We start from the raw sequence: 24542 nt of genomic DNA on the forward strand, positions 1-24542 counted from the left end.
TCTAATAAGTAAGCGCGTTTAACTAGTGAAATAAAAACCGAATACCTGCTAATCATCACAAAAAAATACAGTGCTCCTCTATACGGAGAAGCCACTGTATCTTCATAACATTATCTATTCTTGATCTTTTTTATTATCTTCATCTTTCTTTTCAAGTTCAGGAATTAGAACTTCTTTTTCTTCCTTTGTTTGTTTCTTGGCGTCACGCTCTAAGTCTTCTAACATTTCTTCCATAGAAGCCTTGTCTTTTTTCTTGAAATTTTGTTTTTCACGCTCGATAATTTCATCTACCATTTGTGTAAAGTCTTGGGTCTTACCTTTGATTGCCTCTTTACCTTTTGCCGTTTTCTTCTCTAATTCTGCCATTAATTCATCGAATGTTTGAGAAAGCTCGCTTGTCATATCTGCTTGCTTCTTAGCTGTGTCAGCAAGATCGCGCTGTTTTTGTGCTTCATGATAATCTGTCACACTCCCCCAGCTCATATCATGAATTACTTTATCCATTTTTTCAGCTGTTTCGGCTGCATTTTTTTCGGCCGTTTCTGCCAAATGTTGTGTTTTTAGGTTTTTCCATTTCAAACGCATCTCATGCATCCGCAATTCTAGTTTATCTAATTGTTCTGTCGCTGTATCATAATGCGCTTGCGTTGTTGCTAATTGTTCTTTATATTGTGTTACTTCTTCTTTTGCAAAGTTAGCTAATTTTGTTTCACCAGCTTCTTCAGCGATTTCAGCTTGATATTCACGTTTTTCGATATATTTCTCAATTTCTGTGCATTCTTTATAGAATAATGATTTCAGCTCACGTTGTTTGTCAACAGCACGTTCAATATCTTTCATCTCTTTTTTCGTTTGATCCATGTAATACGATACGGAATTACGTTTCTTTTCTTCTCGTTTTTCTTTCATTGCATCCCAATCATTGTTCAGCGCTTGTTTAAATTTATTGAAAAAGTTTGTCATTGTTTTTTCCTCCAATTGTTTAATATCTATTAATAATCAAATGTATTCGTGTTTGTAGTATTGCGCTTGTTCTTCGTTAAAAAATACAGCAATGCTACAACAATAGCAACTGTTAAAACGCCGTGTAGGTTAGATAAAATGATCAATCCGCCAACACCAATAAGTACGCCATACAGAATCTTTTCGCCTGTACTATTTGCCATCATCAATTGTCTTAGAGCCCAATAACCAAGTGCGGCTCCAAGCGCCGCCATAATCGCAGGCCAAAGGAAAACAATGATAGCAATAATAAGCGCTACAACTAGTATCCCTACTATAATTCCTCTCATGATTATGTCCTCCTCGCTTTACTATACAACTATCATAAAATAGATTCCTCATTTCAGTAAGCTACTAGGGTTGGAACTTTAACTACAACCAGAGTCCTACACATCTATCTTCCAAGCAAATACTATGTATACGCTATCTCCCTTCTACTATATCAAATCCTACTCCAAGTTACTAGCCGTTATTGTAAAACCATTTCCAATTTAAGTCTATTTTGATTTACTCGATACAATTTCTATCGATTCTGATTTTTATTTTTTCTTTACAAAGGTTATACTCGAAATGGGGGGTGATAAATCAGCGAACTTATTGATTCTCTAAGCATCGGGGGTGATTGTTAGTTTTATTACAGCAAGGTCTTTTTTCAGCGTATAGATACAAGGGACATCGTACTAGTGGGATGAACAGAAATAGAGGTGAAGGGGAATGAAAAAAGATATAAATAAGCATCTGACTACCATCTTGAAACATCTAGATGGCGGTGGTCTGTCATTAACAAACTTCAACAAAGCAAGTTCACAAATAGAGAGAAAAACAAACTTGAGCAAAGATATAATTTTAGTTGTCCTCTATACGTTGGAAAGTTATGGGTATGTGTTTCGGGTGTATCATTTAGATGATATAACCTATCAAATTACAGCAAAAGGGAAGAGACTCATAGAAAAGAATTAGTTATTCTGAGATGAAAAAGCCTACCGCCGAGTGGAGATGCTCGGCCGGTAGGTAGTGTAATCCCGCTATTTTTTTTAACGCTTGTCTCCTATTTTCATACGTTATGCTTGTCATCGCACCTTCTGAAATCATATTATTTTCTTCCAAATCAAGCGTTTCTTTTTCCACTTCAAAAGACCCCACCTTTTTCTGATGTAACAAAACATATGTGATAATCCCGCTAATTACACCAATCGTTGTTCCTATCAACACCCAACATCGCTTGTCGCTCATTGTATCCCTCACCTTTCTAACCGCTATTCTTCTTCCTTTTCCCACTATAAATGAAAATAAACCGTGTCCCACTAAGAGACACGGTTTAATCTTATTTCTAAGCAATGAATGGATCTTTCGGCTTGCGGACGAAACTTAAAATTGCTGCAATAACGAGAAGTAACCCTGGTATAAACCCTGCAACGACAAAGCCACCAATTGTTACGATAATTCCCCCGATTAAGAACATGAACCCGGCAAGAACAGGCTTTTTATTTCCCGTAATACCAATTAAACCGATAACTAGTACAACGATAAAAACAAGTGTTGCGATTAAAGCTAGAATGGCATATGTATGTACCATATCTAATATTTGGTTTGCACTTGGCACATCCGCCACTGCAAGTCCTGCTTCCTCCACGCTTTGATAGTAGTTTCTTGTGAACGCATCTATTCCATCTGTCGTATTGGCTGCGCTATCCAAAATAAAGCCAATCACTGTGAAACCGACTAAAGTCACTAGTCCGAAAAGCATCCCAATAACAGCTAAAACAACCTCTGCTGTACGTTTAATCATTTTACTCTATTCCCTCATTTCCTAAACATTTGTTTTCAGTATACTATAAAACAAGGCAACTGTAAAAATAAAGATGCAAGTTTTATAGTATAGCAGATGCGTTTTTTCGAAAAAGCTTGTATACTTTATAAAGATATTGTTATTTTAGAAAAGAGGATTTGCTCTATGTGGAAAAAAAAAAGTTTATGGATGGGACTACTATCAGCAATTTTCGTTGCAGTTGCAATACTGTTATTAATTCAATTGAAGGGGGCTCATCACGAGGTGAATCAAAGCGCAACACCTACCATATTTATTCATGGTTATCGTGGAACAGATAGATCACTTCATGGTATGATTCGCCGTTTCGATCAGCAATACAACTGGGCAACGGATGCTTTAACTGTTAAGGTTAGTCCAACTGGTGATATTTCTGTGAAAGGCTCATATGACGGGAAACAAGCTGATAATCCACTGATTAATGTTATTTTTGCTGATAACCGCGCTACTGTGACACAGCAATCTTTATGGACAAAAAAAGTAATGCGTTATTTGCAAGACCACTATAATGTGACAAAATTTAATGCGGTGGGGCATTCCATGGGTGGCGGTGCTTGGGTTTCTTATCTAGCTTCCTACGCCAATAAACCAGACTATCCAGAAGTGCAGAAGATTGTCTTTTTAGCAGTTCCTTTTTATCCGGAAGAGTACGTGAATGGGGACCAAGAAGTTGATTTAATTAATGCAAATGCTATCCATGCTAAATTCGCGAAACAAATGGAACAGAGATTAAAGAGTACAACAGAAATTATGATTATTGGTGGAAATTTGGAGGATGGCTCAAATAGCGATGGGGAAGTTAATATTGACAGTGTCATGTACGGTAAAGAGTTATTTAAAAACCAATATGTTGAAGCTCATATTCTGACAGGTCCCACCGCGAAACATAGTAATATGCATGAATTACCCTTAGTTGATCAATATGTTGCGAAATTTTTATGGGGTTTTAAGGAGTCGACAATATGAAAAAAATTTTAATAGCCTTTAGTATCTTAGCAGTCTTTGCAATTGGTTTTGGTTTTATTTTTGCCACACATGATGCGACGGAAAAAGAAACTACTACAACAGGTGAGATTAAGAAAACAACAACGAAAGATACGGCTACCAAAGTGAAGAGCATTGATACACCAACACTATTTTTGCATGGTTATGCTGGAACGAAAAATTCGCTTGGTCATATGATGGATCGTCTTTCTAGAAACGGCGATGCTACCCGATCCCTTGTTCTATCAGTCTCTCCAGAAGGAAATGTGAAAGCCTCTGGGGATTGGGATAAATTCGCTACGAAACCGTTAATTCAAATCCTTTTTGAAGATAATAAAAGTTCATTGACCAATCAAACTATTTGGTTGCAAAATGTAATGCGTACACTTAAAAGTGAGTATCATATTCCTACGGTGAGTGTTGTTGGGCATTCCATGGGAGGTGTCGACTGGGCGAGCTATTTAGAAGAAGCCAGTGATAGAACTGATTTCCCAGCTGTGACAAAATTAGTTACAATAGGTGCTCCTTTTAATGGCTTAACCATTGGCGAAGATGGTACAACAGCTTATGATTTGACTGAAAATGGTCCTAAAACGAACACGGAACGCTACCAGAATTTTATTACAAACAAAAAAGCCATCCCTGCCGCCCTGCAAGTTCTAAATATTGCTGGAGATGTTGAAGATGGTACAAAAAGCGACACGAGTGTTTCCTTAGCGAGCGCTTTATCTGGGAAATTTATTTTTGATCAAGTTGCTAGCTATAAAGAAATGGTTTTCACAGGAACAAAGGCACAACATAGCAAGCTCCATGAAAATAAAGATGTGGATGCTGCTATAAAAGAATTTCTTTGGTCATGAAAATAGGCGCCATGTCCGTCAATCGGATGAGGCGCCTATTTTTATTTTGTTTTCTTCTTAAAGCCCCAGAAACTACGGCTTTTTATTTCGGCTTGATTTCCTTTTACACCTATTACATCAAATAGAAATACAACAACTGGAATACCAACAATTAATCCCCAGACACCAAAGAAATGTTCAGAAAAAATCAGGATGATAAATGTGTAGAAAACTGGTAAATCCGTTTTTGATGACATCAGCTTTGGGTTTAAGATATAGGTTTCAATCGAATGCACAATGACGATAGTAATTAATATGATAAATACATCGGTAATACCGCCTACAGAATACGCAATAATTGAAAGTGGAATACATGAAATAATCACGCCTGCGACAGGGATAAGCCCAAGCAAGAATACCATAATGGACAAAGTTAATACTTGCGGGAAGCCCATCACAATTAAAGCAATGGTTGTAAGTACAGTATTTACGATTGCAATCAAGAACTGAGCTTCTAAAACAACACCAAATGTCCCGACAAATTTTTTGCCAAAATAAGCAATTTCGCGAAACACTGCCCCCATTTTACTCGTTAAGAACTTGCTAGAAAAATGAACGACGCGCTCTTGCTCTAAAGAAAAGAACAAGCTCAGTATTAGCGCCATAAAGAAAGCAATACCTATGCTCCCAATTCCGCTTAACGATCCAATGACGAATTTCAAACCTGAATTAATGTATGCTTTGACATTTGAATCATTAAATAAATTCATAACATACTTGATAAAATCATTGTTTCCTGGGTTATTGTAGAATTTCATCACACCATTGAAGGTAGAAACAATTTGTTGAATAATAATCGGCAAATAGTGAGTAAATGCGATATACAAGAAAATGACAATCAATATGTACAACACAATGACAATTAACTTTCTAGGAATTCTCACCCAGCGCAAAATAACTTTTTCGAGGCGCGTAATTAAAAAAGTGAAAATAAAAGTCAGCAAAATCAAATTTATCATGCTTCTCAATAAATAGAGCACAAAAATGAGGAGCGCAAAAATAAGAACTCGTTGTAATCCTGTGTTTAATTTAAATTTTTCCCATAGTTCTTCCATCGAACTCACTCCCATCGTTTCTTATTTCTTAATTCTAGCATATTTTTAAATGTTACGAAAAATTTAGTCATACTTTCTACAAAAAAATCAAAAAAAAAACTACTTCAAGGGTTTACTTTTTTCTAAAAAAAGTTGTAACATATCCTATAAACCAATCATCCTACCTTTGAAGGAGTGTGTTATTGATGATACAAAAATTACAAAAGAAATCACTAGTAGAACAAGTTGCTAGCCAGATTCAAGAGATGATTCAAGAAGGCGTTTGGCAAATTGGTGGGCGCTTACCTAATGAAGCAGATTTAATGGAACAATTTGGCGTCAGTCGAAATACGTTACGAGAAGCAATTCGCGCTCTAGTACATGTTGGTTTACTCGAAGTAAAGCAAGGTGATGGAACATTTGTAATAGCTACGAGTGAACTGAATGCGGTATTACAGAATAGAATTCAAAAAGCAACCGTGCTTGAAATCTTAGAAATGCGACATGCACTCGATCGTGAGGCAGTTTCTCTTGCTTGCTTAAGAAGAACAGAGAATGACTTGAAGCGAATGGTAAAATATCGTAACCAGTGCTTGCAATTTACAGCGGAAAACAATTTGGAGAAGTTTGTGGAGGCAGATTGGCAACTACATCAGGCGATTGCGGCTGCTTCATACAACCCACTTTTGATTGATATGTATGCGCATTTGTTTGAAGAGATTCAGATGTCAATTACGAGTACAACGGAGATGAATGATGCGAATGGGGCTGGTCATAAAGATTTGATTCTAGCCATTCACAATCAGGATGCAGCCTCTGCTGTTCATTGTGTAGATATGTATATTTCGCACTTTAAACAGATTATTATTCCAAAGAACGGAGATTGAAATAATGGACAAAGAAAAAAAAATTAGCTAGAAATCGAATCGTATTAGTTATTGGTATTTTACTAGTGGCTGCCAACTTGCGAGCTCCGATTACAGCACTCAGCCCATTGTTTAACTATGTTCGCGTGGATTTATCTCTGTCTAACACAGTGACTGGATTTTTAACGACATTACCACTTCTCGCGTTTGCTGGGCTATCTCCTTTTGTATCTAAATTAGCGTATCGATGGGGTATGGAGTTTATTGTCTTTTTCGCAACCTGTTTGATGGTTATTGGTAGTATCATTCGCCCTTTCGGAGGAATTCCATTACTTTTATTCGGAACGCTTTTAATCGGGTTTGCTATTGCAGTCGGAAATGTGTTATTGCCGAGTCTAATCAAAAAAGAATTCCCATTTAAAATGGGATTGATGACTGGGATGTATTCGATTTCGATGAATGTATGTGCCATGCTAGCTTCTGGTTTGAGTGTTCCAATTGCCGTCAAATCAGGTTTTGGTTGGCAAGGAGCGCTTGTGGTTTGGTCAGTATTTGCTATTATTGCTCTTCTTTTTTGGCTACCACAGCTGAAATATAATCAGAAAATCCTTCCAAATTCCGTTTTACAACAACCTAAGCAGAGTATATGGACTTCTCCACTAGCTTGGAAAATCACACTATTTATGGGCATGCAGTCAACTATATTCTACGTTATGGTAGCTTGGTTACCACCGCTATTGATTAGCCAAGGTATGGACAGTACGCAGGCTGGATTTATGTTATCACTATTCCAGCTTGGCATTATTCCGTTCACTTTTATTGTACCAATTATTGCTAGCAAAATGAAATCGCAACGACCTATCGTTACTATTTTGACAGTGTTGCTACTTTCTGGGACTGCTGGCCTATTATTCGGATCAGGTCATGTTTGGCTTATCGGCACATCTGTATTCATAATGGGAGTTGCCTCCGGAGCAGCATTTAGCGTTTGTATGATGTTCTTTAGCTTACGTACATCCACTGCGGCTGAAGCGGCTGATTTATCTGGTATGGCACAATCTATTGGCTACTTACTTGCCGCAGCTGGTCCAACACTGTTTGGCGGAATCCATGATATGACGGCTAGTTATACAATCCCACTTGCCATTATAATCGTAGCTGCAATATTATTATTTATTACAGGAATGGATGCTGGCCGTGACAAAAAAGTATTTGGAATCAGGAGATAAAAAAAGGCAATTTCAGTTTTCACGCTGAAATTGCCTCTTTCCTTATTTTTGGATATATGCCCACCTGAAGCTATAAGGTGCTCCAAAAAGATGCTTTACTACGCCTTTTACATACGGTTTTTCAAGGACTGCTGTGGCGTTTTGGTAAAGTGGTGCAATGGCTGCATCCTCATCTAATAGAACTTTTTCTGTTTGAAGCATCGCTTGCCAACGAGCTTCTGGATCCGTTGCGAGCGTTGTGCTAATATCCGTTGTTAGTTTGTCGTAGGCTGGGCTGGAATAGCTCATGTTGTTATAGTTATTGTCTGTTTGCCAACTTGCAATGTAAGTCATTGGATCTTTGTATGCAGGTGCCCAACGCGAAAGTTGGACGGTGTAATCTTGTTCCTTATCAAGTGCTAGCCTGTTTTTATAAGGTACCGTTTTAAGATTGATTTTGAGACCAGAAAGATTTGTTTCCAGTTCGCTTTGGATGAATTCTAATGTTTTCTTAGCAAATTCTTGATCGTCTCCTACTAACTCAAGTGTAATTTCATTTTTACCGAGTTGTTGTTTCGCTTTGGCAAAATGAGCTTTTGCCTCTGCAACGTTATAAGTCAAGTGGTCGCCACTATCTTCACGGAAGTCTTTTCCTGTTTTTGGATTTTGAGCAAAACCATTTGGAATTTCTCCGTTAATTGCTGTTGCTCCGTTTGCAATCACTGTATCTGCCAGCGCTTCTTTATTTATGGCTTTTGCGATTGCTTTTCGTAACTCGACATTCGCAACATCGGGTTGTTTTTGATTGAATTTTAGCCAGTAGACATAGGAATCGGGTTCTGCGACGAATTCTTTATTATCTTTGTACTGGCTCGCATAGTCACCAGTTAATGGTGCACGATCTACTTTCCCAGTGTTGTAAAGGTTGACTGCTGAACCTGGTTCCTTAGCAACTTCGACATCGATACGATCTAGTTTGACATTTTTCTTATCCCAGTAGTTATCGTTTTTGATAAAACTCCAACTTTTGCTTGTTCCTGACCAGTCCGCCATCGTGAATGGACCATTGTATAGTAAATGATTGGAATCTTTGGCGAAATCTTTACCTTCCTTTGTCACGTAAGCTTCCTTTTGTGGATAAAAAGGGCCGAATGTAAGTAGTGAATTGAAATATGGTACAGCTTGCGTTAGCTGGATTTCAATTGTTTTATCATCTAGTGCCTTTACGCCCAGTTCTTTTGGGTCTTTTTTACCATCAATAATATCGCTAGCATTGGCAACGACATCTCGATATAAGAAAGAGTACTGGGCGCCTGATTTCGGATTGACGACTTTACGCCAAGCATAGATAAAATCATCGGCTGTAAGGTCTGAACCATCCGACCATTTGGCTGTATCACGAATTTTGATTGTATATGTTTTTTGATCATTGCTTATTTGTGGCATTGCCTCGGCTGCGGCTGGTATGATTTGGTCGTTTTTGTCGAGTGTGTATAGGCCTTCAAAAACTTGATTCATCGCGGTGAAGCTAACGCCATCTGTAGCAAGTGATGTATCCATGAGCGGAATTTCAGTGGATTCGATAACACGCAGAACTTGTTTGTCCGATGTATCGCTCGCCGTATCCTTTCCTCCACCACATGCTGCTAATACGAGCATGCTAGTAATTAAAATGAGACCAATAATATAGTTTTTTTTCATGTCTGTAACTCCCCTTTTTTTCTGTGACTGTTTCTATCATACGACATTTTGGTGTAAAAATAAATACCTTTTTCTAAATTAATAGAATTATTATATAATGTTTATCGCATTAAAGGAGACAAGTATTAAGTTGTCTCCTTTTTAGTATACTAGATTGATTTTGATTCTTCGTGTTCTTTCTTGATATCCGTTAGCAATATTTCATTCGTGTAGAGCTCTAAAGCAGTTAATGCAAGGAGTTTTGCACCTTTGATTAGTGCTTCATCACCAGCAACCGATTTAGCGGCTTCGCGAAATTCTACGGTATGACCAACAAGGTCGCTTGAGCCAATTTTGATATACGGATGAATTGTTGGAATAACCTGGCTAATGTTTCCTGCATCTGTAGAACCAATACCTCGACTATCTGTAATAAGTGGTTCATCTAGCTGCTCAGCTATACGGGCGAATAGGCGATTAAACTGCTTGTTAATTAAGAAATCATCAACACCATTTTGGATATTCGTTACTTTGAAAGTAGTACCCGTTTGAATCGCGGCGCCTTCTGCAACCTGAATCACGCGTTTTGTAATTTCATCAAGACGACGACGTTTATCAGCGCGTGTAAAAAAGCGGGCACGAGCATAATCCGGGACAATATTAGGTGCTTGCCCTCCATCTAGAATAATACCGTGAATGCGCACATCTGAGGTCACATGCTGGCGTAAAGCATTTACACCATTATAAAACTGAATCAAGCCGTCCAATGCATTAATCCCGTCTTCTGGATTTGCTGCTGAGTGTGCCGGTTTGCCAAAAAACTCGAATTCCAATACATCTACAGCAAGCGACGGGGTTGTCAACGCAGAATCACTGGAAGGATGAATCATTAGCGCAGCATCAATCCCTTTTAGAAGGTTATGCTTCACAAAACTTCCTTTAGCACTTCCATTTGGCCCACCTTCTTCTGCTGGTGTCCCGAGTACAACTACCTCCCCACCGATATCCTCAATAACTTCTGCAAGCGCGATTGCAGCGGCCACACTTGTCGTACCGATGATATTGTGCCCACATGCATGGCCAAGCCCCGGTAAAGCATCATATTCTGCTAAAAAAGCAACCGTCGCACCCTGTTTCGCTGCTTTTTTTCGAGCAAGGAAAGCCGTTTTGTGCCCTGCTACATCTAGCTCTACCGTGAAACCAGCTTTTTTAAGAATCGTTGCCAATTTTTCACTTGCATAAAATTCTTCGTTACCGATTTCAGGGTTATCATGAATATCGTGACTTACACTAATATAGAAGTCTTGGTTCGCATCAATATTTGTTTCAATGACCTCAGACCATCTCAGTTTTGCTTGTACCATGTGCAACGCCTCCTTATTTCAAACTTATTTTTTAGACCAAGTTTCTTTGTATGTTTCTAACTCATCAAGCGGTATAAATGCTGGAATAGAGCTTCCCTTATATGTTTTTTCAATAAATTTTTTCATTTCATCTGAGTGATAAATTTCCACAATTTTTTTTCAAAGCCTCGCGATTTGTATCGTCTTTACGCACAGCGATGATATTAATGTAAGGTTTCGCTGTATCTGATTCTAGGAAAATTGAATCTTTCAATGGATTAAGTTTCGCCTCAACAGCAACGCCATTATTAATTGTTGCAGCATCCACATCATCTAATGCACGCGGAATTTGACCAGCAACCATTGGCTTAATATCCAATTTTTTTGGATTTTCTTTAATTGCTTCTGGTGAACCATTACCGTCAAAATCATCAACCAATTTAATAAGTCCAGCCTCCTGTAGCAACAGCAACGCACGACCGTAGTTCGTAATATCGTCAGGAACAGCAATAGTTGCGCCATTTTTAATATCCTTAATGTCTTTTAATTTATTCGAATACACGCCCATTGGAGCAATCACTGTTGAAGCAAGTGGCTCAAGGTCTAACTTATTTTCTTTAATAAAAGAGTCAAAATAGGCAATTGTTTGAAATGCATTCGCATCTAAGTCTCCATCGGCAAGCGCGCGGTTTGGTAAGACGTAATCACTAAATTCTTTCAATTCGATAGTAATACCATCTTTTGCAGCAATCCGTTTAATTTCAGGCCATGTACGATCCCCAGCGCTGACACCAATCACTAAATTTTTCTCGTCTCCACTTGCCTTCTTATCTCCGCCACCACAAGCAGTAGCAACAACAGCCAATAAAACCAACGTAAAAGCCAAAACCAATTTCTTCATCCAAAAAACTCCCTTATCCATTATTTGTTTGTATTCTTTCAAATTGTCCCCTTAAACATCTCATGATGGAGCCACCGATTAGCGACGGCGAATTTTACGAGAAACAAAGTTCCCTAAAGACTGAACACTCTGGACAATAACAACCAAAATAATAACTGTAACAAGCATCGTAATGTTATCATAACGCTGATATCCATAGGTAATCGCCAAGTTCCCAATTCCACCAGCTCCAACAACACCAGCCATTGCAGTAGCGCCTACAAGTCCAATTGTCGCAGTAGTTAGCGTTAGAACCAGTGAGCTAAGTCCCTCTGGTAGCATAAAGCGCCAGATAATTTGCCAAGCGTTCGCGCCCATTGCTTGAGCTGCCTCGATAATTCCCTGATCCACCTCTAAAAGCGAGTTTTCAACAAGTCTCGCAATATAAGGCCCAGCATAGAAAACAAGTGGAACAATCGCTGCTTTGACGCCAATGCTTGAATCAACGATAAAGCGGGTGACAGGAATCAATGCCACTAGTAGAATGATGAACGGGACAGAACGCAAAATATTAATAATCGGATTCAAAATATTAAAGATTAGCGTATTTTGCAAAATATGACCTTTTCGTGTAACAACGAGTAGAACCCCAAGCGGAATACCAATAAGGCAGGCAAACAAGAGCGACCAAGTAACCATATAGAGCGTTTCAATAAACGCTGTGCTTAATTGTTCAGACGTTACTTCCATGTGCTCCAACCTCCTCTAATTTGACATTTTGTGTTGTTGCATAGGCGAATGCTCTCGCTATCTCCTTAGCCTCACCCGTAACTTCTACAATCATATAACCAAAAACAATTGATTGAATTTCAGAAATATTCCCACTTAAAACGCTGACATTGACGTCGAATTGTTTCGCAATATTAGAAAGTAGTGGATTTCCTGATGATTCACCCACAAATATAAATTTCCAAACGGTTGCATCATGGTTCTGAATTAGTTTCCAAGCGCTCGCTGGGATGTCGTCATTGATAACTGTTTTGACAAAGTTTTTTGCAGTTTGAGTTTGGGGATTTGAGAAAATATCAAATACTTTGCCTTCTTCAATAACTTGACCACCTTCCATAACCGCTACTTTATTACAAATTTCACGAATCACCGACATTTCATGTGTAATAAGTAGAATTGTAATATTGTATTCTTTATTGATTTTTTGTAGCAGTTCAAGAATCGCGCCTGTTGTTTCTGGATCTAGCGCACTTGTTGCCTCATCACATAATAATACATCTGGATTTGTCGCAAGCGCTCGTGCAATTCCAATACGCTGTTTTTGCCCACCTGATAATTGATCGGGATAGTTTGTTGCTTTATCTGCTAAACCAACAAAATGAAGTAACTCCAGTACCCTTTTTTCTCGTTCTTTTCGATTTGTATGAATCAGTGCTAGTGGTATCGCGATGTTGTCGAAAACCGTTTTAGAATTCAATAAGTTAAAATGCTGAAAAATCATGCCAATCTTTTTTTCGCTCTGCTCGAAGTTCTTTAGGTTTCAATGTCGTTAAATCAGTTCCTGCTACAGTTACAGAACCATTTGTGGGGCGTTCAAGCAAATTCACAGTGCGAATCAAAGTACTTTTCCCTGCGCCACTAAAACCGACAACGCCAAATATATCGCCTTTTTCAATCGTTAAGCTAACACCATCTAATGCGGTTACTTCTTTGCCTCCACTTTTGAAGGTTTTTGTTACATTTTTGAATTCAATCATCCTCTTCACTCCCTTTGTTGCCTTACCACAAAAAAATCTCCCCTTAAGTGAATAAGAGGAGATTCTAGTCCAAACATCTATGTACCGAAAAATTATACAGTCATATTAATGCAGTCTTTATCGTCTCACCTTATCTACCAAGCAAATGAAATGCTTGTTGGAATTGGCACAGTATCAAAAATGATCTGTTGCCGAGGTTTCGTAGGGCCAAATCCCTCCACCTCTCTGGATAAAATGTGTAAGCCGTTATTTATTTTTTATAACTATATCGTTTATTTCGGATACTGTCAACTACTTTTGGAAAAGTTATTTATTTTTGCTACGCAATTGTTCTAATTTCAACGCGATTCGTGCTTTATTTTCAGCGGTTGTTTTTGCATCTAGCGTTATTTGCATGCCATCGATGAAGACAGAACTGCCTTCATGAATATTGATAGGTAATTTTGTTTGTGGGATGGTCCAAATTTGTTGATTCGGTTCAAGAAGAAAAATGGCTTTCCCATCCTCGATACGGTCTAAAATTGCTTTTTTACGCATGGTTCACCTACTTTACAGTTGCTTTGCCTTGTTCTTTAATTTGACGAACAATGCCATCGCCTATTCCGTTTATTTTCTTCAGTTCATCAATTGTTCGGTACGGTCTTTCCGCAATAATCTTATCTGCTAACACAGGGCCAATACTTGGAAGGTATTGTAACTCTTCTGCAGTCGCTGTGTTAATATTAATGGTTTCAGGTTCTGGAATTGATGCCCCTGGTTCTTCTGCTGTTTGTTTACCATTATCACTCCCTGGTTGTGGTGTGCCTGATTTTTCTGTTGCCACATGAATTTGTTTGCCATCCGTTTCAATTGTTACGGTTCCCTCAACATCAGTTCCGTATGTCTTGATATCACGATCTTTAAGCCATTGGATGACTTCACGATGTGGATGCCCATAGGAATTCCCCTTCTCAGCAGAATAAACCGCGACATCTGGTTTGACCGCATCTAAAAAATAAGGCTGATTCGATGTAGACGAGCCGTGATGACCTAAATCAAGAATCTGCGCGTTTAAATCAAGACCGCTATCCACCATTTCCCGCTCACGTGATTTCTCAGCATCACCGGTAAAAATAGCGGCAATATCTTTGTACGTTAAACGAATTGCAATCGAATCATTGTTTGCGTTATCCGAAAGTTTATCCGGACTCAAAACTTGAATTCCAAATGGTCCGAATGTAGCTTTTTCACCGCGCCTTGGTTCTTTATACTTAGCATCCGATGCTAACGCAGCATCGATTACGCGCTCATAAATGGAACTATTAAAAACGAGACCATCCATCCAAATTTCTTTTGGTTTATATTGTTTGATTACTTTATCCGCATTACCGATATGATCTGAGTGCGGGTGCGTCAATAACAACAAATCAATTTTGGTGATATTCGCTTTTTCAAGATACGTCAAAATACGATTATCGTCATGTCTCCCAGTATCAATCAAAATGGTTGTACCATCGTCCGCTTGAATAAGCGTGCTATCCCCTTGTCCTACATCAAAGAAGGTAAATTTCGCGCCTTCTAGTGTGTTTTCTGTAACGCTTGATGTTTGTGTGCTATTCGAGCATCCAGCAATAAATAGGACTAAAATAATACTCATGATGCTCCATTTTGCTAATTTTTTCAAAATCTCAACTCCCTAATTCACTACATTTTAGCATAGCAGAATCGTCCCTCTGAGTAAATACTTTGTCGAAAAGTTGGGAGATTAGGAGAGAGAAGATGCGACCAGAAAATGAAAATAAGCAAGAATCTTTATATGCACCATTTCCTTACATGGCTTTATACAAAGACCCTTACTTTATATTTCCAAGTTTACCTACTTATTTTTTAGTTTTGTTTCAAGCGTTTAGTTATTTTACTTTCTCAAAGAATTTAAAAGATACCTCTTCGCTCTTCGGATTGTAATCAATAACCCAGTCATGGTCTTTAAAATACCAATAGTCATGATCCTCAACATAGAATAAAATATCGCCAATTTGGTGTTGCAATGCCATTTCTGTTGGTTTCTCAGCTACTAATCCGATAGAGAACCCAGGATGTAGGGAACTGTTAGAGCCACCATATTTTGCGAATAGCCTAATTCCATTACCGTCCGTTGTATTAAACTCATTTCTGAACCAATGTTGTGCTTGATCGCTTACTTCGATTTGCATTGTCATCACTCCTCTTCCCTATTTCGATTACTGCAAGAATAGCAGATATCTACTCATTTCGCATGTTTTTTGCTTACAGTTGATAATTGTATGTACCACTTTTTCCGAAAAGTTAAACTTCTTTTTTTAAAATAAAGAGCCCACGCTCAGCAGGCTCTTTATTATCGAATCATTTATTTTTCCAAAGGGCCTTTTCCTAAGAATGCTTGGAACATCCAAATATGTTTGTCAATCGATGCTTTGAAGCCGATAAGCATGTCTTGTGTTACATCATCGCCTTCTTTTCCTGTTAGTTCAATACCTTGTTGATATTCATCGCGTAACAATTCTAATGTGCTAACAAGGTCTCCCATGAACTGCTCGATTGTTTTTGGTTTTGTGTATGGTGCTTCTTCAACACTTGCATTTTCTGAGAACTCTTTTAATGTTGAAAATGGCGCCCCACCAATTGCTAATAAGCGTTCTGCTACTTCATCCATTTGCTCACCAAATTCGCTGTACAAGTCATCCATTTTTTCGTGTAGTGTGAAGAAATTATGTCCACGCATGAACCAGTGGATTTGGTGAATTTTCACCGTAAATACGTTTAAGTTAGCCACCTGATGGTTTAAAAATTCTTTTGTGTCTACTGAATTAATTGTTTTCATTTATTATTCTCCTCCTTATTTATAATAACTATTATATAATAATAATTATAAACTAATTTTCATGATTTGTCCAATCGTGCTTTACCTCACAATCAAACATACCACAATAACTCCATTCAAAACATAGTTGACATCTTCTAACTTTGTAACTAAAATGGTTACAAAGGAGTTGGTTGAGATGAAAATAAGTAGTCGTTTTACAGTTGCTACTCATATTTTATCATTAATTGCTACACAAGAGCCACCATTAACCTCTGACCGAATTGCAGGAAGCGTGAATACGAATCCTGTGGTCATTCGACGGATTAGTGGACAGTTAAAAAAGGCTGGGCTAATAGCGATCAAAGCTGGGACTGGTGGAGCGACACTTTTGAAACCTCTATGGGAGATTACGCTATTAGAAGTTTATAAAGCTGTAGATAGTGTCGAGGATGGCGAATTGTTTCAATTTCACGAAAACCCTAATCCAAATTGTGAAGTAGGTGCGCATATTCAAGGAGCGATGGAACAAACATTGATTGATGCGCAAACAGCTATGGAGCAAGTGTTGGCTGAAAAAACGATGGCAGATGTTGTTGAGTCGATTAAAGCTTAATTACCATAGCATAGTGATGGAATCATTTTTGATGTTATGGGGCGTCAAAAATGATTCTTTTTGGTATACTAGGAAGTAAAAAGAGGTGAATCGAATGGCTATTTGGTTGCTTGGGGACAGGCCTGCTTTGGATAGTGAAATGTCGACTTGGGAGCAGATGCATAATTTATCTTTACCAGCTGCTTACAAAGATTTGCTACGTGTTCACAATGGTGGAATACTTGCAAAAAACCATTTTCCAGTGGCAGAGCCTACATCGTATGGTTTAACGGACGCAGAAATTTATACTATTGCTGGCCTCAATGATTTAAAGCGCCATATTCAAGAGGAACAGGATGTGGAGTTGCCTGGTACTCAAATTTATTTTCATCAAGATGGGCATCGTTATATTGGGTTGGATTATCAGATGGCAGAGGCTCGTGTGATTTATGTAGACTTCGAGACGTTGCAAACGCTTGTTGTCGCAGAGAACTTTGAGCAATTTCTCGGGATGCTTTATTTTTCTCCTTTTAATATGAATTTTGTACCGGATTATCCGCTTGAGAAATTGGAACAGATGTTGGCGATGGCAAATGTGAAAAAGACACTGGAAATTTTGCAGTTGTTGGAGGATTATGCAGCAAAGAATTGGTATTTGACGCAGATTGATGGATTGCTTCATTCAGAGGAGGCGCCGTATCGGCAAGCTGGCATAGAGTTGCTTGAGAATCAGATTTATTATTTCAGACGAAAATTGGATGCAAAATGTGTCGATAGCATGTTACAATGGTTGGAATCTCAGCATTTTTGGCCAGAAAAGGTTGCTGAGTTACGGAAGGAATGGGAGGATTAAGATGGTAGTTCGTGTATTATTTGTATGTTTAGGGAATATTTGCCGATCCCCGATGGCAGAGGGCATGTTTCGTGCGAAAGTCGATGCTGCTGGCTTGACGAATCGAATTCGAGTTGATTCTGCGGCGACTGGTAATTGGAACTTAGGAAACCCGCCACATCGAGGGACGCAACAAGTTTTGACGAAGCATGGGATTGATTATTCACAAATGCGAGCTCGACTGATAGGTACAGATGATTTTGGTGATTTCGATTATGTGATTGGAATGGACGGATCGAATATGCAGGATTTGGAGGCTTTGCAACCCGCAGATAGCACGGTCGTACTGAAAAAATTGATGGATTTTGCGCAGGATGAAACGCAATCTGATGTACCAGATCCTTATTACACTGGAAATTTTGATGAGACAGAAAGACTTGTTAGTGCTGGTTGTGATGGGCTTTTACGTGCAGTTCGTGAAAAATTTGATATATAGCAAAAACGACGATTCAAGCTGAATCGTCGTTTTTGCTTATTTTATCCCTAAGTTTTTACTTGCTAGAAACGCTTTGATATCTTGTCTTGTTGTGTGTCGTAAACCACGTTCAATTTGATCGGTCCAGCCTTCTACGCGTTTACCGCCAGTTCTTGCTTCATAATAATCGCGAATAGTTGCGTCATATTTTTTAAAGTCTTCCATATTTTGTGGTTGATATTGATTTTCATGGTAAACTATATCCGTTGAAAGTCTAGGTTTTGGCTCGGAACTTGTCGTAGGGTGTCCAATTGTTAGGCCAAATAATGGTGTTGCGTAATCAGGGATATGTAGCAAGTCAGACACTTTTGCAAGATTATTCCGGATTCCACCGATGTAACAAATACCTAGCCCCATTGATTCAGCAGCAATTGCCATGTTCTGAGCCGCAAGTGTTGCATCCACTGTTGCCACAAGAAAGCGCTCCACAGACGATAGCGATTCTGTATCTACACCACGCGCCTTTCCAATTTCATAATGACGTGATAAATCTGCAACAAAAACGAAAAATTGTCCCGTTTTCACGACATAATCTTGTCTACCTGCTATCACAGAAAGCTCTTCACGCAGTTTTTTATCTGAAACACCTATAATAGAGTAGGCTTGCACAAAACTCGATGTAGAGGCTGCCTGAGCGCTTTTTACTAGTAAAGCAATCTCGTTTTCCGTCAATGCTTGATCTGTAAAATCACGCACCGAATAATGACTTAAAATCCCTTCAATCGTTTCGTTCATTCGATCCATCCCCTAATCTTTAAAAATTTCACGCTCATAATGCGGCATCTGATCCAGCGCACCAAATTGTTGTTGTCGCAAACATTCATAAATCAAAATCGCTGCTGTATTGGACAAATTAAGCGACCGAATGTGATCCGTCATCGGGATTCGCAAACACGTATCCTCATGTGCCTCTAAAACCACATCCGGCAGTCCAGTCGTCTCCTTCCCAAAAATAAAGAAGTAGTCCTTATCCATATCTTGGTAGTCTACATCACTATATAAATGCCGTCCAAATTTTGTAATAAAATAAAATTCGCCACCTGCATTCACTTCAAAAAATTCCTCAATCGAGTCATAATATTTCAATTTCACATGATCCCAATAATCAAGTCCTGCACGTTTTAGCATTTTGTCATCCGTTGAAAAGCCGAGAGGACGAATCAAATGTAAATACGTATCTGTCCCTGCACATGTTCTCGAAATGTTCCCTGTATTTGCAGGTATTTCCGGTTGATAAAGCACAATATGATTTGCCAAATTCTTCACCTTACTCCTATTAAATTCTTTGCCCGCGTTATTTCCGTTAAAACTTCCGCGTCATCGTCATACGCCTCCCGCAGAGCAAGTTCCGCTTCCCTTCCACCAATTTTGCCAAGCGCCCAAGCTGCTGTTCCTCGAATCACGGGGCGCGGATCTTCCTTCATACAACGAATTAGTTCTGGCACAGCCGTTTTATCCTTATATCGCGCTAATACAATAATCGCATTCCGTTGAATTGGCTTTTTACCACGCCACGAACCCGCCATCGGTCCAAATTGCTCCTTAAATTCCTTATTTGAGATTGATAACAGCGGTTTTAGCTCGGGCTTTACTAGCTCAGGATTGGGCTCCATCGCCTCATGAAAATGGAAATCATGCCCTCTGTTATATGGACAAACTACCTGACACGTATCGCAACCGTATAGTCGGTTATGCAACACAGCACGATATTTTTCATCCAAAAAACCTTTCGTTTGGCTCAGATAGCTAAGACAAATTTTCGGATTCATTTTGCCTTCTCCGAGTAAACTCCCCGTCGGACAAGCTTCCACGCACTTATTACAATCGCCACACAAATCTCCCATCGGTTTATCCGGCACTAGTGGCAGGTTCGTCAAGGTCTCACCCAAATAAACAAATGAACCAAACTCTGGTGTAATCAAAAGCGTATTCTTGCCACGCCAGCCCAGTCCAGCCCGTTCCGCCACCGCCACATCTGAAAGCTCCCCCGTGTCCACCATTGATTTAAACCGAGCTTCCGGAACACGTTTTTCGATAAAAGCTTCAAGTAAGGCCAATTTTTCACGAAGAACTGTATGATAATCAGTCCCCCAAGAAGCTCGAGAAAAAACACCGCGTCGCGCTTCTTTCTTACTCACCGGCTCATTCTTCATTTTAGAAGGATATGCAAGTGCGATGGCAATAATCGACCGTGGCTCATTAAAAATGCGTTCGGGATAAACACGCTCATCGATATTAGGATGCTCAAAACCCGTTAAAACAGCCTCCTTCACTGCAGCTTCCAAACGTGTTTTTAATTCCAAAAAAGGATCAGCCGAAGCAAATCCTATTTTTTGAATACCTATTTCAGCTGCGTAATCAATGATGTCTTGTTTTAATTCGTTCATGCCTATATTTCGCAAGGCTCACACCTCAATTTGTCAAATTGATAAAAAGCTATCGCTATTCATGTAAAGTTAAACATCGATTTTAGAGTATAATAAAACGCAATGCTTCGCTTATAAAGTTCGAAACACTGCGTTGATAACATTTTAAGAGCGGGTGATGAGAATCGAACTCACGACAACAGCTTGGAAGGCTGTAGTTTTACCACTAAACTACACCCGCATAGTTTAGAACAAGTTGTTCTAGCAACAATTAATATAATATCATTACTAATTAGCTTTGGCAAGGTTTTTTTTAATTTTTTTTATTATTTTAAGGTAAAAAAACATTTTGGTCTATTTTTTGTAGAATTTAGTAGGTATATTTTCAATTTCATATTATATAAAGCTACATTAATTTGACTTTCATTTCTCCCTATTAAACACATCTAGAAATGAGACGATGTATTCTAGTTTACAGGCCTGCGCGGTCTAAAGTTATATTTGTGCTGACTTACTTTTTATGCACTTTTGGTAGCTTAGAAATGCATTTTAATGGGTAATGTGAGAAAATAATAAAAATGAATTGGGTGGGATGATTATGATGGACTGGTATAATTCGATGAAAGAATTTTTCTCGTATGATAACGTGATGCAATGGATGAATTCCTATCGCGCATTTGGTCCGCTACTGGCATTCTTCTTACCATTTATCGAGGCTTTCCTACCTTTCTTGCCATTCTCACTGTTTGTCATTGTTAACGTAAGCGCATATGGGTTGTTTTGGGGCTTTTTGATTTCGTGTACAGCTGCAATTCTCGGAAGCTTATGTGTTTTCTGGATTGTGCGACGATTCGGCCAGATGCGATTTTTGCGTTTCATTACGCATCATCCGCACGTCCGTAAGGTCATGAATTGGATTGATGAACATGGATTTGGTCCGATTTTTATTTTGCTCGTGATGCCATTTACGCCTTCTTCTGCGGTCAATGTTGTAGCCGCCTTATCGGAAATTCGCTTTTTTCAGTTTTTGATGGCACTTATTGGCGGTAAAGTAATTAAGGTCTTCGCTATTAGTTATATTGGTTATGATTTGCAGGATATTATGCAGCATCCGGTGAAACTGCTTATTTTGATTGGAATTGTCATTGTTTTATGGTTCGTTGGCAAGCGTTTAGAGCGCTGGATGGGATCAAAAAAGAAACGCAGTATTTAGGAGGATACAATGGGGATACACGAACTATTTTTTCATATTCATTATTGTAACGGCAGTGGTTCGGGGCTGAAATTAACGAAGAAATTGACGCGGACGTTGCAACATCACGAACTAATTCTAGTTATTGACGGAACCGGTATGTATCGAATTGCCGATAAAACCACAAAGTTTCATGAGGGCATGCTGTTCTATATTCCAGCAGATGTTCAACATACTATTGAGACGAGTACGGAGCAACCAGCATTTCTTTTAACTGTTCATTTTAGTTATGCGCACGTTGATTTTAAGGATACCAGTTGGTCGATTCAATTGGAACAAGAAAACCTCGCGTTGCCGTCAATTTCAGAGCTTCATGATTATTATATGGTCTATGAAATATTCGAGAAATTGGTGACTATTTGGCACACAAAGTTACCCGGCTATGAGTTTACGGCTAAAACATATTTACAACAGTTGCTACTCGCAATTGATCAGAATCTACGTACACAGCATAAAAATTATGCAACCAGTTTAAAAATAGAAAAAGTCATTGCTTACATGCAACTTCATGTTGAACAAAGTATCACACTCACCGAATTAGCAAACCTCGTACACTTATCTCCCACTTATTTATCCCGAATTTTCAAAGAAACGACTGGCTATCCTATCATTGCTTTTTTCAATAAAATTAAAATCGATATGGCAAAAGAATTAATGTTGGGTGGCACAAAAAAAGTGAAAGATATCTCAGCACAGCTCGGTTTTAGTGATGAATTTTATTTTAGTCGGCTTTTTAAGCAAGTTGAAGGAATTAGCCCAAAAGAATATTATAATAGAAATATCCATGGTTTTTAAAATTGTGCATGGTTTATTAACCTTTCCTAACTTACAATAAGGTTGTTATCGTCTAAGGATAGCAAAAGGAGATGGCGAATACATGCCGATTTGGAAGCGAAATTTAATTGTTTGTTGGTTTGGTACATTGGTGACCAGCATCGGGATGAGTCAAATTGCTCCTGTTTTACCGCTCTACATAAAACACCTTGGCGTTGATAATGCGGCACATGTGGCTCAATTAGCTGGTTTGACTTTTGGGATTACGTTCGTTGTGTCTGCTATTTTTTCGCCGATTTGGGGACAGGCAGCGGATAGATTTGGACGTAAGCCGATGCTATTACGCGCAAGTTTTGGCATGGCGATTATTATTGGCTGCATGGGCTTTACGCACAATGTGTATGAATTGATGGCGCTACGGACTTTGCAAGGCGTTGTAACTGGTTTTGCGACGGCTTGTACGGCTCTGATTGCTACACAAACAGATGAATCGCATGCGGGTTGGGCTCTTGGAACACTTTCCACCGGAGCGATTACAGGTTCATTGCTTGGGCCCCTTGTAGGTGGTCTTATTGCCGAACATTTTGGTTTGCAGAACGTCTTTTTCATGACTGGTGGACTTCTATTTGTAGCTTTTGCTTTAACTGCACTGTTCGTAAAAGAAAATTTTATGAAATCAGCTAAGAAAGTCCGAACTACAAAAGAAGTGTGGCAGGTCCTCCCAAATAAGAACTTTATTTTGACAATGTTCGTCACATTCTTCACGATAACACTAGCGCTCTATTCTGTAGAGCCAATTATCACGGTTTACATGCAGCAACTATCTGCTGGCGCGTCGCATATCGCATTACTTTCAGGGCTCGCATTCTCTGCCTCTGGACTAGCGAGCATCATAGCAGCCCCACGACTTGGAAAACTATCAGATAAAATCGGCGCACAACGCGTGATTTTCGTCGCTCTAATTGTTGCCGGTATCGTTTTTATTCCTCAAGCTTTTGTAAGCCATCCCTGGGAACTTATTGCATTGCGCTTTATTTTAGGACTTGCCATCGCTGGCCTTAATCCTTCCGTCAATATTTTGATTAAAAAAATGACACCACCTGAGTTCACTGGTCGCGTTTTTGGAATTACAAATTCGGCCGGGTATTTAGGAATCTTTGCCGGCTCGGTTTTTGGTGGTCAAATTGCTGCATTTTTAGGCATTCAATACGTTTTTTTCATCACAAGCGCTTTACTTTTAACTAATGCTACCTGGGTTTATTTTAAAGTTTACAAAAAGCTCAATACTCAAAATCAATTATTAAAGGAGCACTAAAAATGAATTTACAAATCAACAAAACAGCACTTGTCTTAATCGATTTACAAAATGGAATTATCGGGCGAAACAGCTTGCCATACACACCCGAAGCTATTGTTGAACGTTCTCGGGGTTTAGTCCAAACTTTTGTCACAAAAGGTGGTTTTGTTGTGTTGGTGCGGGTTTCAACATTGGATGGAAAAGATATGCTAAACCCCGCCACTGATATGGAGCAAAACAACATGGCATATCCAGAAGGTTGGGATTTCATTGTTCCAGAAATAGCTGGAATTGATGGCACATACACGATGACAAAGCGACAATGGGGAGCGTTTCATGTCACTGATCTTGATTTGCAATTGCGTCGTCGCGGTATCGATACCATTGTTCTAGGCGGTGTTTCTACAGGGATTGGCGTGGATACAACGGCACGCGAAGCTTTCCAACTTGGATATAATCAAATTTTCGTAGAAGATGTGATGGGAGCTGCAACGAAAGAAATGCACGCATACACTTGCCAAACTATTTTTCCACGACTTGGCAAAATACGGTCTAGCGCAGAAGTCATTTCATATTTATAATA

At 39.0% G+C, this 24542-nt stretch carries 27 protein-coding genes, 1 tRNA gene, 2 pseudogenes and 1 riboswitch; of the genes and pseudogenes, 12 read left to right on the forward strand and 18 right to left on the reverse strand.

Features of this window, described 5'->3' with window-relative positions; all coding sequences use genetic code 11:
• Positions 1 to 114: 114 nt before the first annotated feature.
• Together PROCOU_RS04230 and PROCOU_RS04235 are read right to left on the reverse strand one after the other, a co-directional pair.
• On the reverse strand, positions 115 to 963 hold the full coding sequence (locus tag PROCOU_RS04230; RefSeq protein ID WP_036069876.1) for a PspA/IM30 family protein: 849 nt from the start codon (positions 961 to 963) through the stop codon (positions 115 to 117).
• Positions 964 to 992: 29 nt separating this feature from the next.
• A complete protein-coding gene (locus PROCOU_RS04235) occupies positions 993 to 1292 on the reverse strand; it encodes a lmo0954 family membrane protein (protein WP_036069877.1) in 300 nt (99 codons plus the stop codon).
• 424 nt (positions 1293 to 1716) lie between these two features.
• Here PROCOU_RS04235 and PROCOU_RS04240 point away from each other — a divergent pair, with 424 nt between their 5' ends.
• A complete protein-coding gene (locus tag PROCOU_RS04240) occupies positions 1717 to 1962 on the forward strand; it encodes a DUF3116 family protein (RefSeq protein WP_036069912.1) in 246 nt (81 codons plus the stop codon).
• On the opposite strand, the gene PROCOU_RS04245 is transcribed toward PROCOU_RS04240, so the two are convergent.
• Positions 1963 to 2235 (reverse strand): hypothetical protein, encoded by a 273-nt coding sequence (locus PROCOU_RS04245; protein ID WP_036069879.1) that lies wholly within the window; start codon positions 2233 to 2235, stop codon positions 1963 to 1965.
• Positions 2236 to 2332: 97 nt separating this feature from the next.
• On the reverse strand, positions 2333 to 2791 hold the full coding sequence (locus PROCOU_RS04250) for a DUF4064 domain-containing protein (RefSeq protein WP_036069881.1): 459 nt from the start codon (positions 2789 to 2791) through the stop codon (positions 2333 to 2335).
• Between the two features lie 165 nt (positions 2792 to 2956).
• On the opposite strand from PROCOU_RS04250, the gene PROCOU_RS04255 reads away from it, so the two are divergent.
• Positions 2957 to 3796 carry an alpha/beta fold hydrolase gene (locus PROCOU_RS04255; RefSeq protein ID WP_077913319.1) on the forward strand — a complete coding sequence of 280 codons (840 nt, stop codon included), beginning with the start codon at positions 2957 to 2959 and terminating at the stop codon, positions 3794 to 3796.
• On the forward strand, positions 3793 to 4674 hold the full coding sequence (locus PROCOU_RS04260; protein ID WP_036069882.1) for an alpha/beta hydrolase: 882 nt from the start codon (positions 3793 to 3795) through the stop codon (positions 4672 to 4674). The genes PROCOU_RS04255 and PROCOU_RS04260 overlap by 4 nt, the downstream gene beginning before the upstream one ends.
• 41 nt (positions 4675 to 4715) lie before the next feature.
• On the opposite strand, the gene PROCOU_RS04265 is transcribed toward PROCOU_RS04260, so the two are convergent.
• Entirely contained in the window at positions 4716 to 5768 is a 1053-nt protein-coding gene (locus tag PROCOU_RS04265) for an AI-2E family transporter (RefSeq protein WP_036069883.1), read from the reverse strand.
• Between the two features lie 185 nt (positions 5769 to 5953).
• Here PROCOU_RS04265 and PROCOU_RS04270 point away from each other — a divergent pair, with 185 nt between their 5' ends.
• Both PROCOU_RS04270 and PROCOU_RS04275 read left to right on the forward strand, forming a co-directional pair.
• A complete protein-coding gene (locus tag PROCOU_RS04270) occupies positions 5954 to 6634 on the forward strand; it encodes a FadR/GntR family transcriptional regulator (RefSeq protein WP_036069884.1) in 681 nt (226 codons plus the stop codon).
• Between the two features lie 65 nt (positions 6635 to 6699).
• Positions 6700 to 7842, forward strand: coding sequence for a CynX/NimT family MFS transporter (locus PROCOU_RS04275; protein WP_244266224.1), 1143 nt, complete (start codon positions 6700 to 6702; stop codon positions 7840 to 7842).
• Positions 7843 to 7884: 42 nt separating this feature from the next.
• Here PROCOU_RS04275 and PROCOU_RS04280 read toward each other — a convergent pair whose 3' ends face one another.
• From PROCOU_RS04280 to PROCOU_RS04320, 9 genes and pseudogenes are all read right to left on the reverse strand, one after another.
• Positions 7885 to 9522, reverse strand: a complete 1638-nt coding sequence (locus tag PROCOU_RS04280; protein WP_036069885.1) for a peptide ABC transporter substrate-binding protein — start codon at positions 9520 to 9522, stop codon at positions 7885 to 7887.
• Between the two features lie 149 nt (positions 9523 to 9671).
• Positions 9672 to 10865 carry a M20 family metallopeptidase gene (locus tag PROCOU_RS04285; RefSeq protein WP_036069886.1) on the reverse strand — a complete coding sequence of 398 codons (1194 nt, stop codon included), beginning with the start codon at positions 10863 to 10865 and terminating at the stop codon, positions 9672 to 9674.
• A 24-nt stretch (positions 10866 to 10889) separates the two neighbouring features.
• Positions 10890 to 11745: pseudogene (locus PROCOU_RS04290) on the reverse strand (MetQ/NlpA family ABC transporter substrate-binding protein).
• A gap of 78 nt (positions 11746 to 11823) precedes the next feature.
• Positions 11824 to 12474, reverse strand: coding sequence for a methionine ABC transporter permease (locus PROCOU_RS04295; protein WP_036069887.1), 651 nt, complete (start codon positions 12472 to 12474; stop codon positions 11824 to 11826).
• Positions 12458 to 13490: pseudogene (locus tag PROCOU_RS04300) on the reverse strand (methionine ABC transporter ATP-binding protein). The gene PROCOU_RS04295 and the pseudogene PROCOU_RS04300 overlap by 17 nt, the downstream one beginning before the upstream one ends.
• A 127-nt stretch (positions 13491 to 13617) precedes the next feature.
• A riboswitch (SAM riboswitch) is annotated at positions 13618 to 13726 on the reverse strand.
• A 70-nt stretch (positions 13727 to 13796) separates the two neighbouring features.
• Positions 13797 to 14027: a DUF3006 domain-containing protein gene (locus tag PROCOU_RS04305; RefSeq protein WP_036069888.1), complete on the reverse strand. Its 231-nt coding sequence runs from the start codon at positions 14025 to 14027 to the stop codon at positions 13797 to 13799.
• A gap of 7 nt (positions 14028 to 14034) precedes the next feature.
• Complete coding sequence (locus PROCOU_RS04310) at positions 14035 to 15156, reverse strand: MBL fold metallo-hydrolase (protein WP_376700385.1); 1122 nt, start codon at positions 15154 to 15156, stop codon at positions 14035 to 14037.
• A gap of 223 nt (positions 15157 to 15379) precedes the next feature.
• The gene (locus PROCOU_RS04315; protein WP_036069891.1) at positions 15380 to 15682 is read right to left on the reverse strand and encodes a HesB/YadR/YfhF family protein; all 303 of its coding nucleotides are present in this window, start codon (positions 15680 to 15682) and stop codon (positions 15380 to 15382) included.
• A gap of 173 nt (positions 15683 to 15855) precedes the next feature.
• Positions 15856 to 16329 carry a Dps family protein gene (locus tag PROCOU_RS04320; protein ID WP_036069893.1) on the reverse strand — a complete coding sequence of 158 codons (474 nt, stop codon included), beginning with the start codon at positions 16327 to 16329 and terminating at the stop codon, positions 15856 to 15858.
• 178 nt (positions 16330 to 16507) lie between these two features.
• On the opposite strand from PROCOU_RS04320, the gene PROCOU_RS04325 reads away from it, so the two are divergent.
• From PROCOU_RS04325 to PROCOU_RS04335, 3 genes are all read left to right on the forward strand, one after another.
• On the forward strand, positions 16508 to 16924 hold the full coding sequence (locus PROCOU_RS04325; RefSeq protein ID WP_036069894.1) for an Rrf2 family transcriptional regulator: 417 nt from the start codon (positions 16508 to 16510) through the stop codon (positions 16922 to 16924).
• A gap of 94 nt (positions 16925 to 17018) precedes the next feature.
• Positions 17019 to 17756: an SMI1/KNR4 family protein gene (locus PROCOU_RS04330; protein ID WP_036069895.1), complete on the forward strand. Its 738-nt coding sequence runs from the start codon at positions 17019 to 17021 to the stop codon at positions 17754 to 17756.
• A gap of 1 nt (position 17757) precedes the next feature.
• Complete coding sequence (locus PROCOU_RS04335; protein ID WP_036069897.1) at positions 17758 to 18231, forward strand: low molecular weight protein-tyrosine-phosphatase; 474 nt, start codon at positions 17758 to 17760, stop codon at positions 18229 to 18231.
• A gap of 36 nt (positions 18232 to 18267) precedes the next feature.
• Here the strand turns inward: PROCOU_RS04335 and nfsA are convergent, their stop codons facing one another.
• The 4 genes from nfsA to PROCOU_RS04355 all read right to left on the reverse strand — a co-directional run bounded on the left by nfsA (position 18268) and on the right by PROCOU_RS04355 (position 20877).
• Complete coding sequence (nfsA, locus tag PROCOU_RS04340) at positions 18268 to 19005, reverse strand: oxygen-insensitive NADPH nitroreductase (RefSeq protein ID WP_036069899.1); 738 nt, start codon at positions 19003 to 19005, stop codon at positions 18268 to 18270.
• Between the two features lie 12 nt (positions 19006 to 19017).
• Positions 19018 to 19527, reverse strand: coding sequence for a tRNA (uridine(34)/cytosine(34)/5-carboxymethylaminomethyluridine(34)-2'-O)-methyltransferase TrmL (trmL, locus tag PROCOU_RS04345; protein WP_036069916.1), 510 nt, complete (start codon positions 19525 to 19527; stop codon positions 19018 to 19020).
• A 5-nt stretch (positions 19528 to 19532) separates the two neighbouring features.
• Positions 19533 to 20657: a tRNA epoxyqueuosine(34) reductase QueG gene (queG, locus tag PROCOU_RS04350; protein ID WP_036069917.1), complete on the reverse strand. Its 1125-nt coding sequence runs from the start codon at positions 20655 to 20657 to the stop codon at positions 19533 to 19535.
• Between the two features lie 149 nt (positions 20658 to 20806).
• A tRNA-Gly gene (locus PROCOU_RS04355) sits at positions 20807 to 20877 on the reverse strand.
• Positions 20878 to 21237: 360 nt separating this feature from the next.
• On the opposite strand from PROCOU_RS04355, the gene PROCOU_RS04360 reads away from it, so the two are divergent.
• The 4 genes from PROCOU_RS04360 to PROCOU_RS04375 all read left to right on the forward strand — a co-directional run bounded on the left by PROCOU_RS04360 (position 21238) and on the right by PROCOU_RS04375 (position 24540).
• On the forward strand, positions 21238 to 21849 hold the full coding sequence (locus PROCOU_RS04360; RefSeq protein ID WP_036069919.1) for a TVP38/TMEM64 family protein: 612 nt from the start codon (positions 21238 to 21240) through the stop codon (positions 21847 to 21849).
• A gap of 9 nt (positions 21850 to 21858) precedes the next feature.
• Positions 21859 to 22683, forward strand: coding sequence for a helix-turn-helix transcriptional regulator (locus PROCOU_RS04365; protein ID WP_036069900.1), 825 nt, complete (start codon positions 21859 to 21861; stop codon positions 22681 to 22683).
• 82 nt (positions 22684 to 22765) lie between these two features.
• Positions 22766 to 23977 carry a multidrug efflux MFS transporter gene (locus PROCOU_RS04370; RefSeq protein WP_036069902.1) on the forward strand — a complete coding sequence of 404 codons (1212 nt, stop codon included), beginning with the start codon at positions 22766 to 22768 and terminating at the stop codon, positions 23975 to 23977.
• Positions 23978 to 23979: 2 nt separating this feature from the next.
• Complete coding sequence (locus tag PROCOU_RS04375) at positions 23980 to 24540, forward strand: isochorismatase family protein (protein WP_036069903.1); 561 nt, start codon at positions 23980 to 23982, stop codon at positions 24538 to 24540.
• The last annotated feature ends 2 nt before the right edge of the window (positions 24541 to 24542 follow it).

The sequence above is a fragment of the Listeria rocourtiae FSL F6-920 genome (assembly GCF_000525975.1).
Classification (GTDB): Bacteria; Bacillota; Bacilli; order Lactobacillales; family Listeriaceae; genus Listeria_A; species Listeria_A rocourtiae.

Bases quoted from the DNA above. Each gene is read 5' to 3' on its own strand.
- PROCOU_RS04230 (WP_036069876.1), bottom strand. From the start codon at position 963: ATGACAAACTTTTTCAATAAATTTAAACAAGCGCTGAACAATGATTGG.
- PROCOU_RS04235 (WP_036069877.1), bottom strand. From the start codon at position 1,292: ATGAGAGGAATTATAGTAGGGATACTAGTTGTAGCGCTTATTATTGCT.
- PROCOU_RS04240 (WP_036069912.1), top strand. From the start codon at position 1,717: ATGAAAAAAGATATAAATAAGCATCTGACTACCATCTTGAAACATCTA.
- PROCOU_RS04245 (WP_036069879.1), bottom strand. From the start codon at position 2,235: ATGAGCGACAAGCGATGTTGGGTGTTGATAGGAACAACGATTGGTGTA.
- PROCOU_RS04250 (WP_036069881.1), bottom strand. From the start codon at position 2,791: ATGATTAAACGTACAGCAGAGGTTGTTTTAGCTGTTATTGGGATGCTT.
- PROCOU_RS04255 (WP_077913319.1), top strand. From the start codon at position 2,957: ATGTGGAAAAAAAAAAGTTTATGGATGGGACTACTATCAGCAATTTTC.
- PROCOU_RS04260 (WP_036069882.1), top strand. From the start codon at position 3,793: ATGAAAAAAATTTTAATAGCCTTTAGTATCTTAGCAGTCTTTGCAATT.
- PROCOU_RS04265 (WP_036069883.1), bottom strand. From the start codon at position 5,768: ATGGAAGAACTATGGGAAAAATTTAAATTAAACACAGGATTACAACGA.
- PROCOU_RS04270 (WP_036069884.1), top strand. From the start codon at position 5,954: ATGATACAAAAATTACAAAAGAAATCACTAGTAGAACAAGTTGCTAGC.
- PROCOU_RS04280 (WP_036069885.1), bottom strand. From the start codon at position 9,522: ATGAAAAAAAACTATATTATTGGTCTCATTTTAATTACTAGCATGCTC.
- PROCOU_RS04285 (WP_036069886.1), bottom strand. From the start codon at position 10,865: ATGGTACAAGCAAAACTGAGATGGTCTGAGGTCATTGAAACAAATATT.
- PROCOU_RS04295 (WP_036069887.1), bottom strand. From the start codon at position 12,474: ATGGAAGTAACGTCTGAACAATTAAGCACAGCGTTTATTGAAACGCTC.
- PROCOU_RS04305 (WP_036069888.1), bottom strand. From the start codon at position 14,027: ATGCGTAAAAAAGCAATTTTAGACCGTATCGAGGATGGGAAAGCCATT.
- PROCOU_RS04315 (WP_036069891.1), bottom strand. From the start codon at position 15,682: ATGCAAATCGAAGTAAGCGATCAAGCACAACATTGGTTCAGAAATGAG.
- PROCOU_RS04320 (WP_036069893.1), bottom strand. From the start codon at position 16,329: ATGAAAACAATTAATTCAGTAGACACAAAAGAATTTTTAAACCATCAG.
- PROCOU_RS04325 (WP_036069894.1), top strand. From the start codon at position 16,508: ATGAAAATAAGTAGTCGTTTTACAGTTGCTACTCATATTTTATCATTA.
- PROCOU_RS04330 (WP_036069895.1), top strand. From the start codon at position 17,019: ATGGCTATTTGGTTGCTTGGGGACAGGCCTGCTTTGGATAGTGAAATG.
- PROCOU_RS04335 (WP_036069897.1), top strand. From the start codon at position 17,758: ATGGTAGTTCGTGTATTATTTGTATGTTTAGGGAATATTTGCCGATCC.
- nfsA (WP_036069899.1), bottom strand. From the start codon at position 19,005: ATGAACGAAACGATTGAAGGGATTTTAAGTCATTATTCGGTGCGTGAT.
- queG (WP_036069917.1), bottom strand. From the start codon at position 20,657: ATGAACGAATTAAAACAAGACATCATTGATTACGCAGCTGAAATAGGT.
- PROCOU_RS04360 (WP_036069919.1), top strand. From the start codon at position 21,238: ATGGACTGGTATAATTCGATGAAAGAATTTTTCTCGTATGATAACGTG.
- PROCOU_RS04365 (WP_036069900.1), top strand. From the start codon at position 21,859: ATGGGGATACACGAACTATTTTTTCATATTCATTATTGTAACGGCAGT.
- PROCOU_RS04370 (WP_036069902.1), top strand. From the start codon at position 22,766: ATGCCGATTTGGAAGCGAAATTTAATTGTTTGTTGGTTTGGTACATTG.
- PROCOU_RS04375 (WP_036069903.1), top strand. From the start codon at position 23,980: ATGAATTTACAAATCAACAAAACAGCACTTGTCTTAATCGATTTACAA.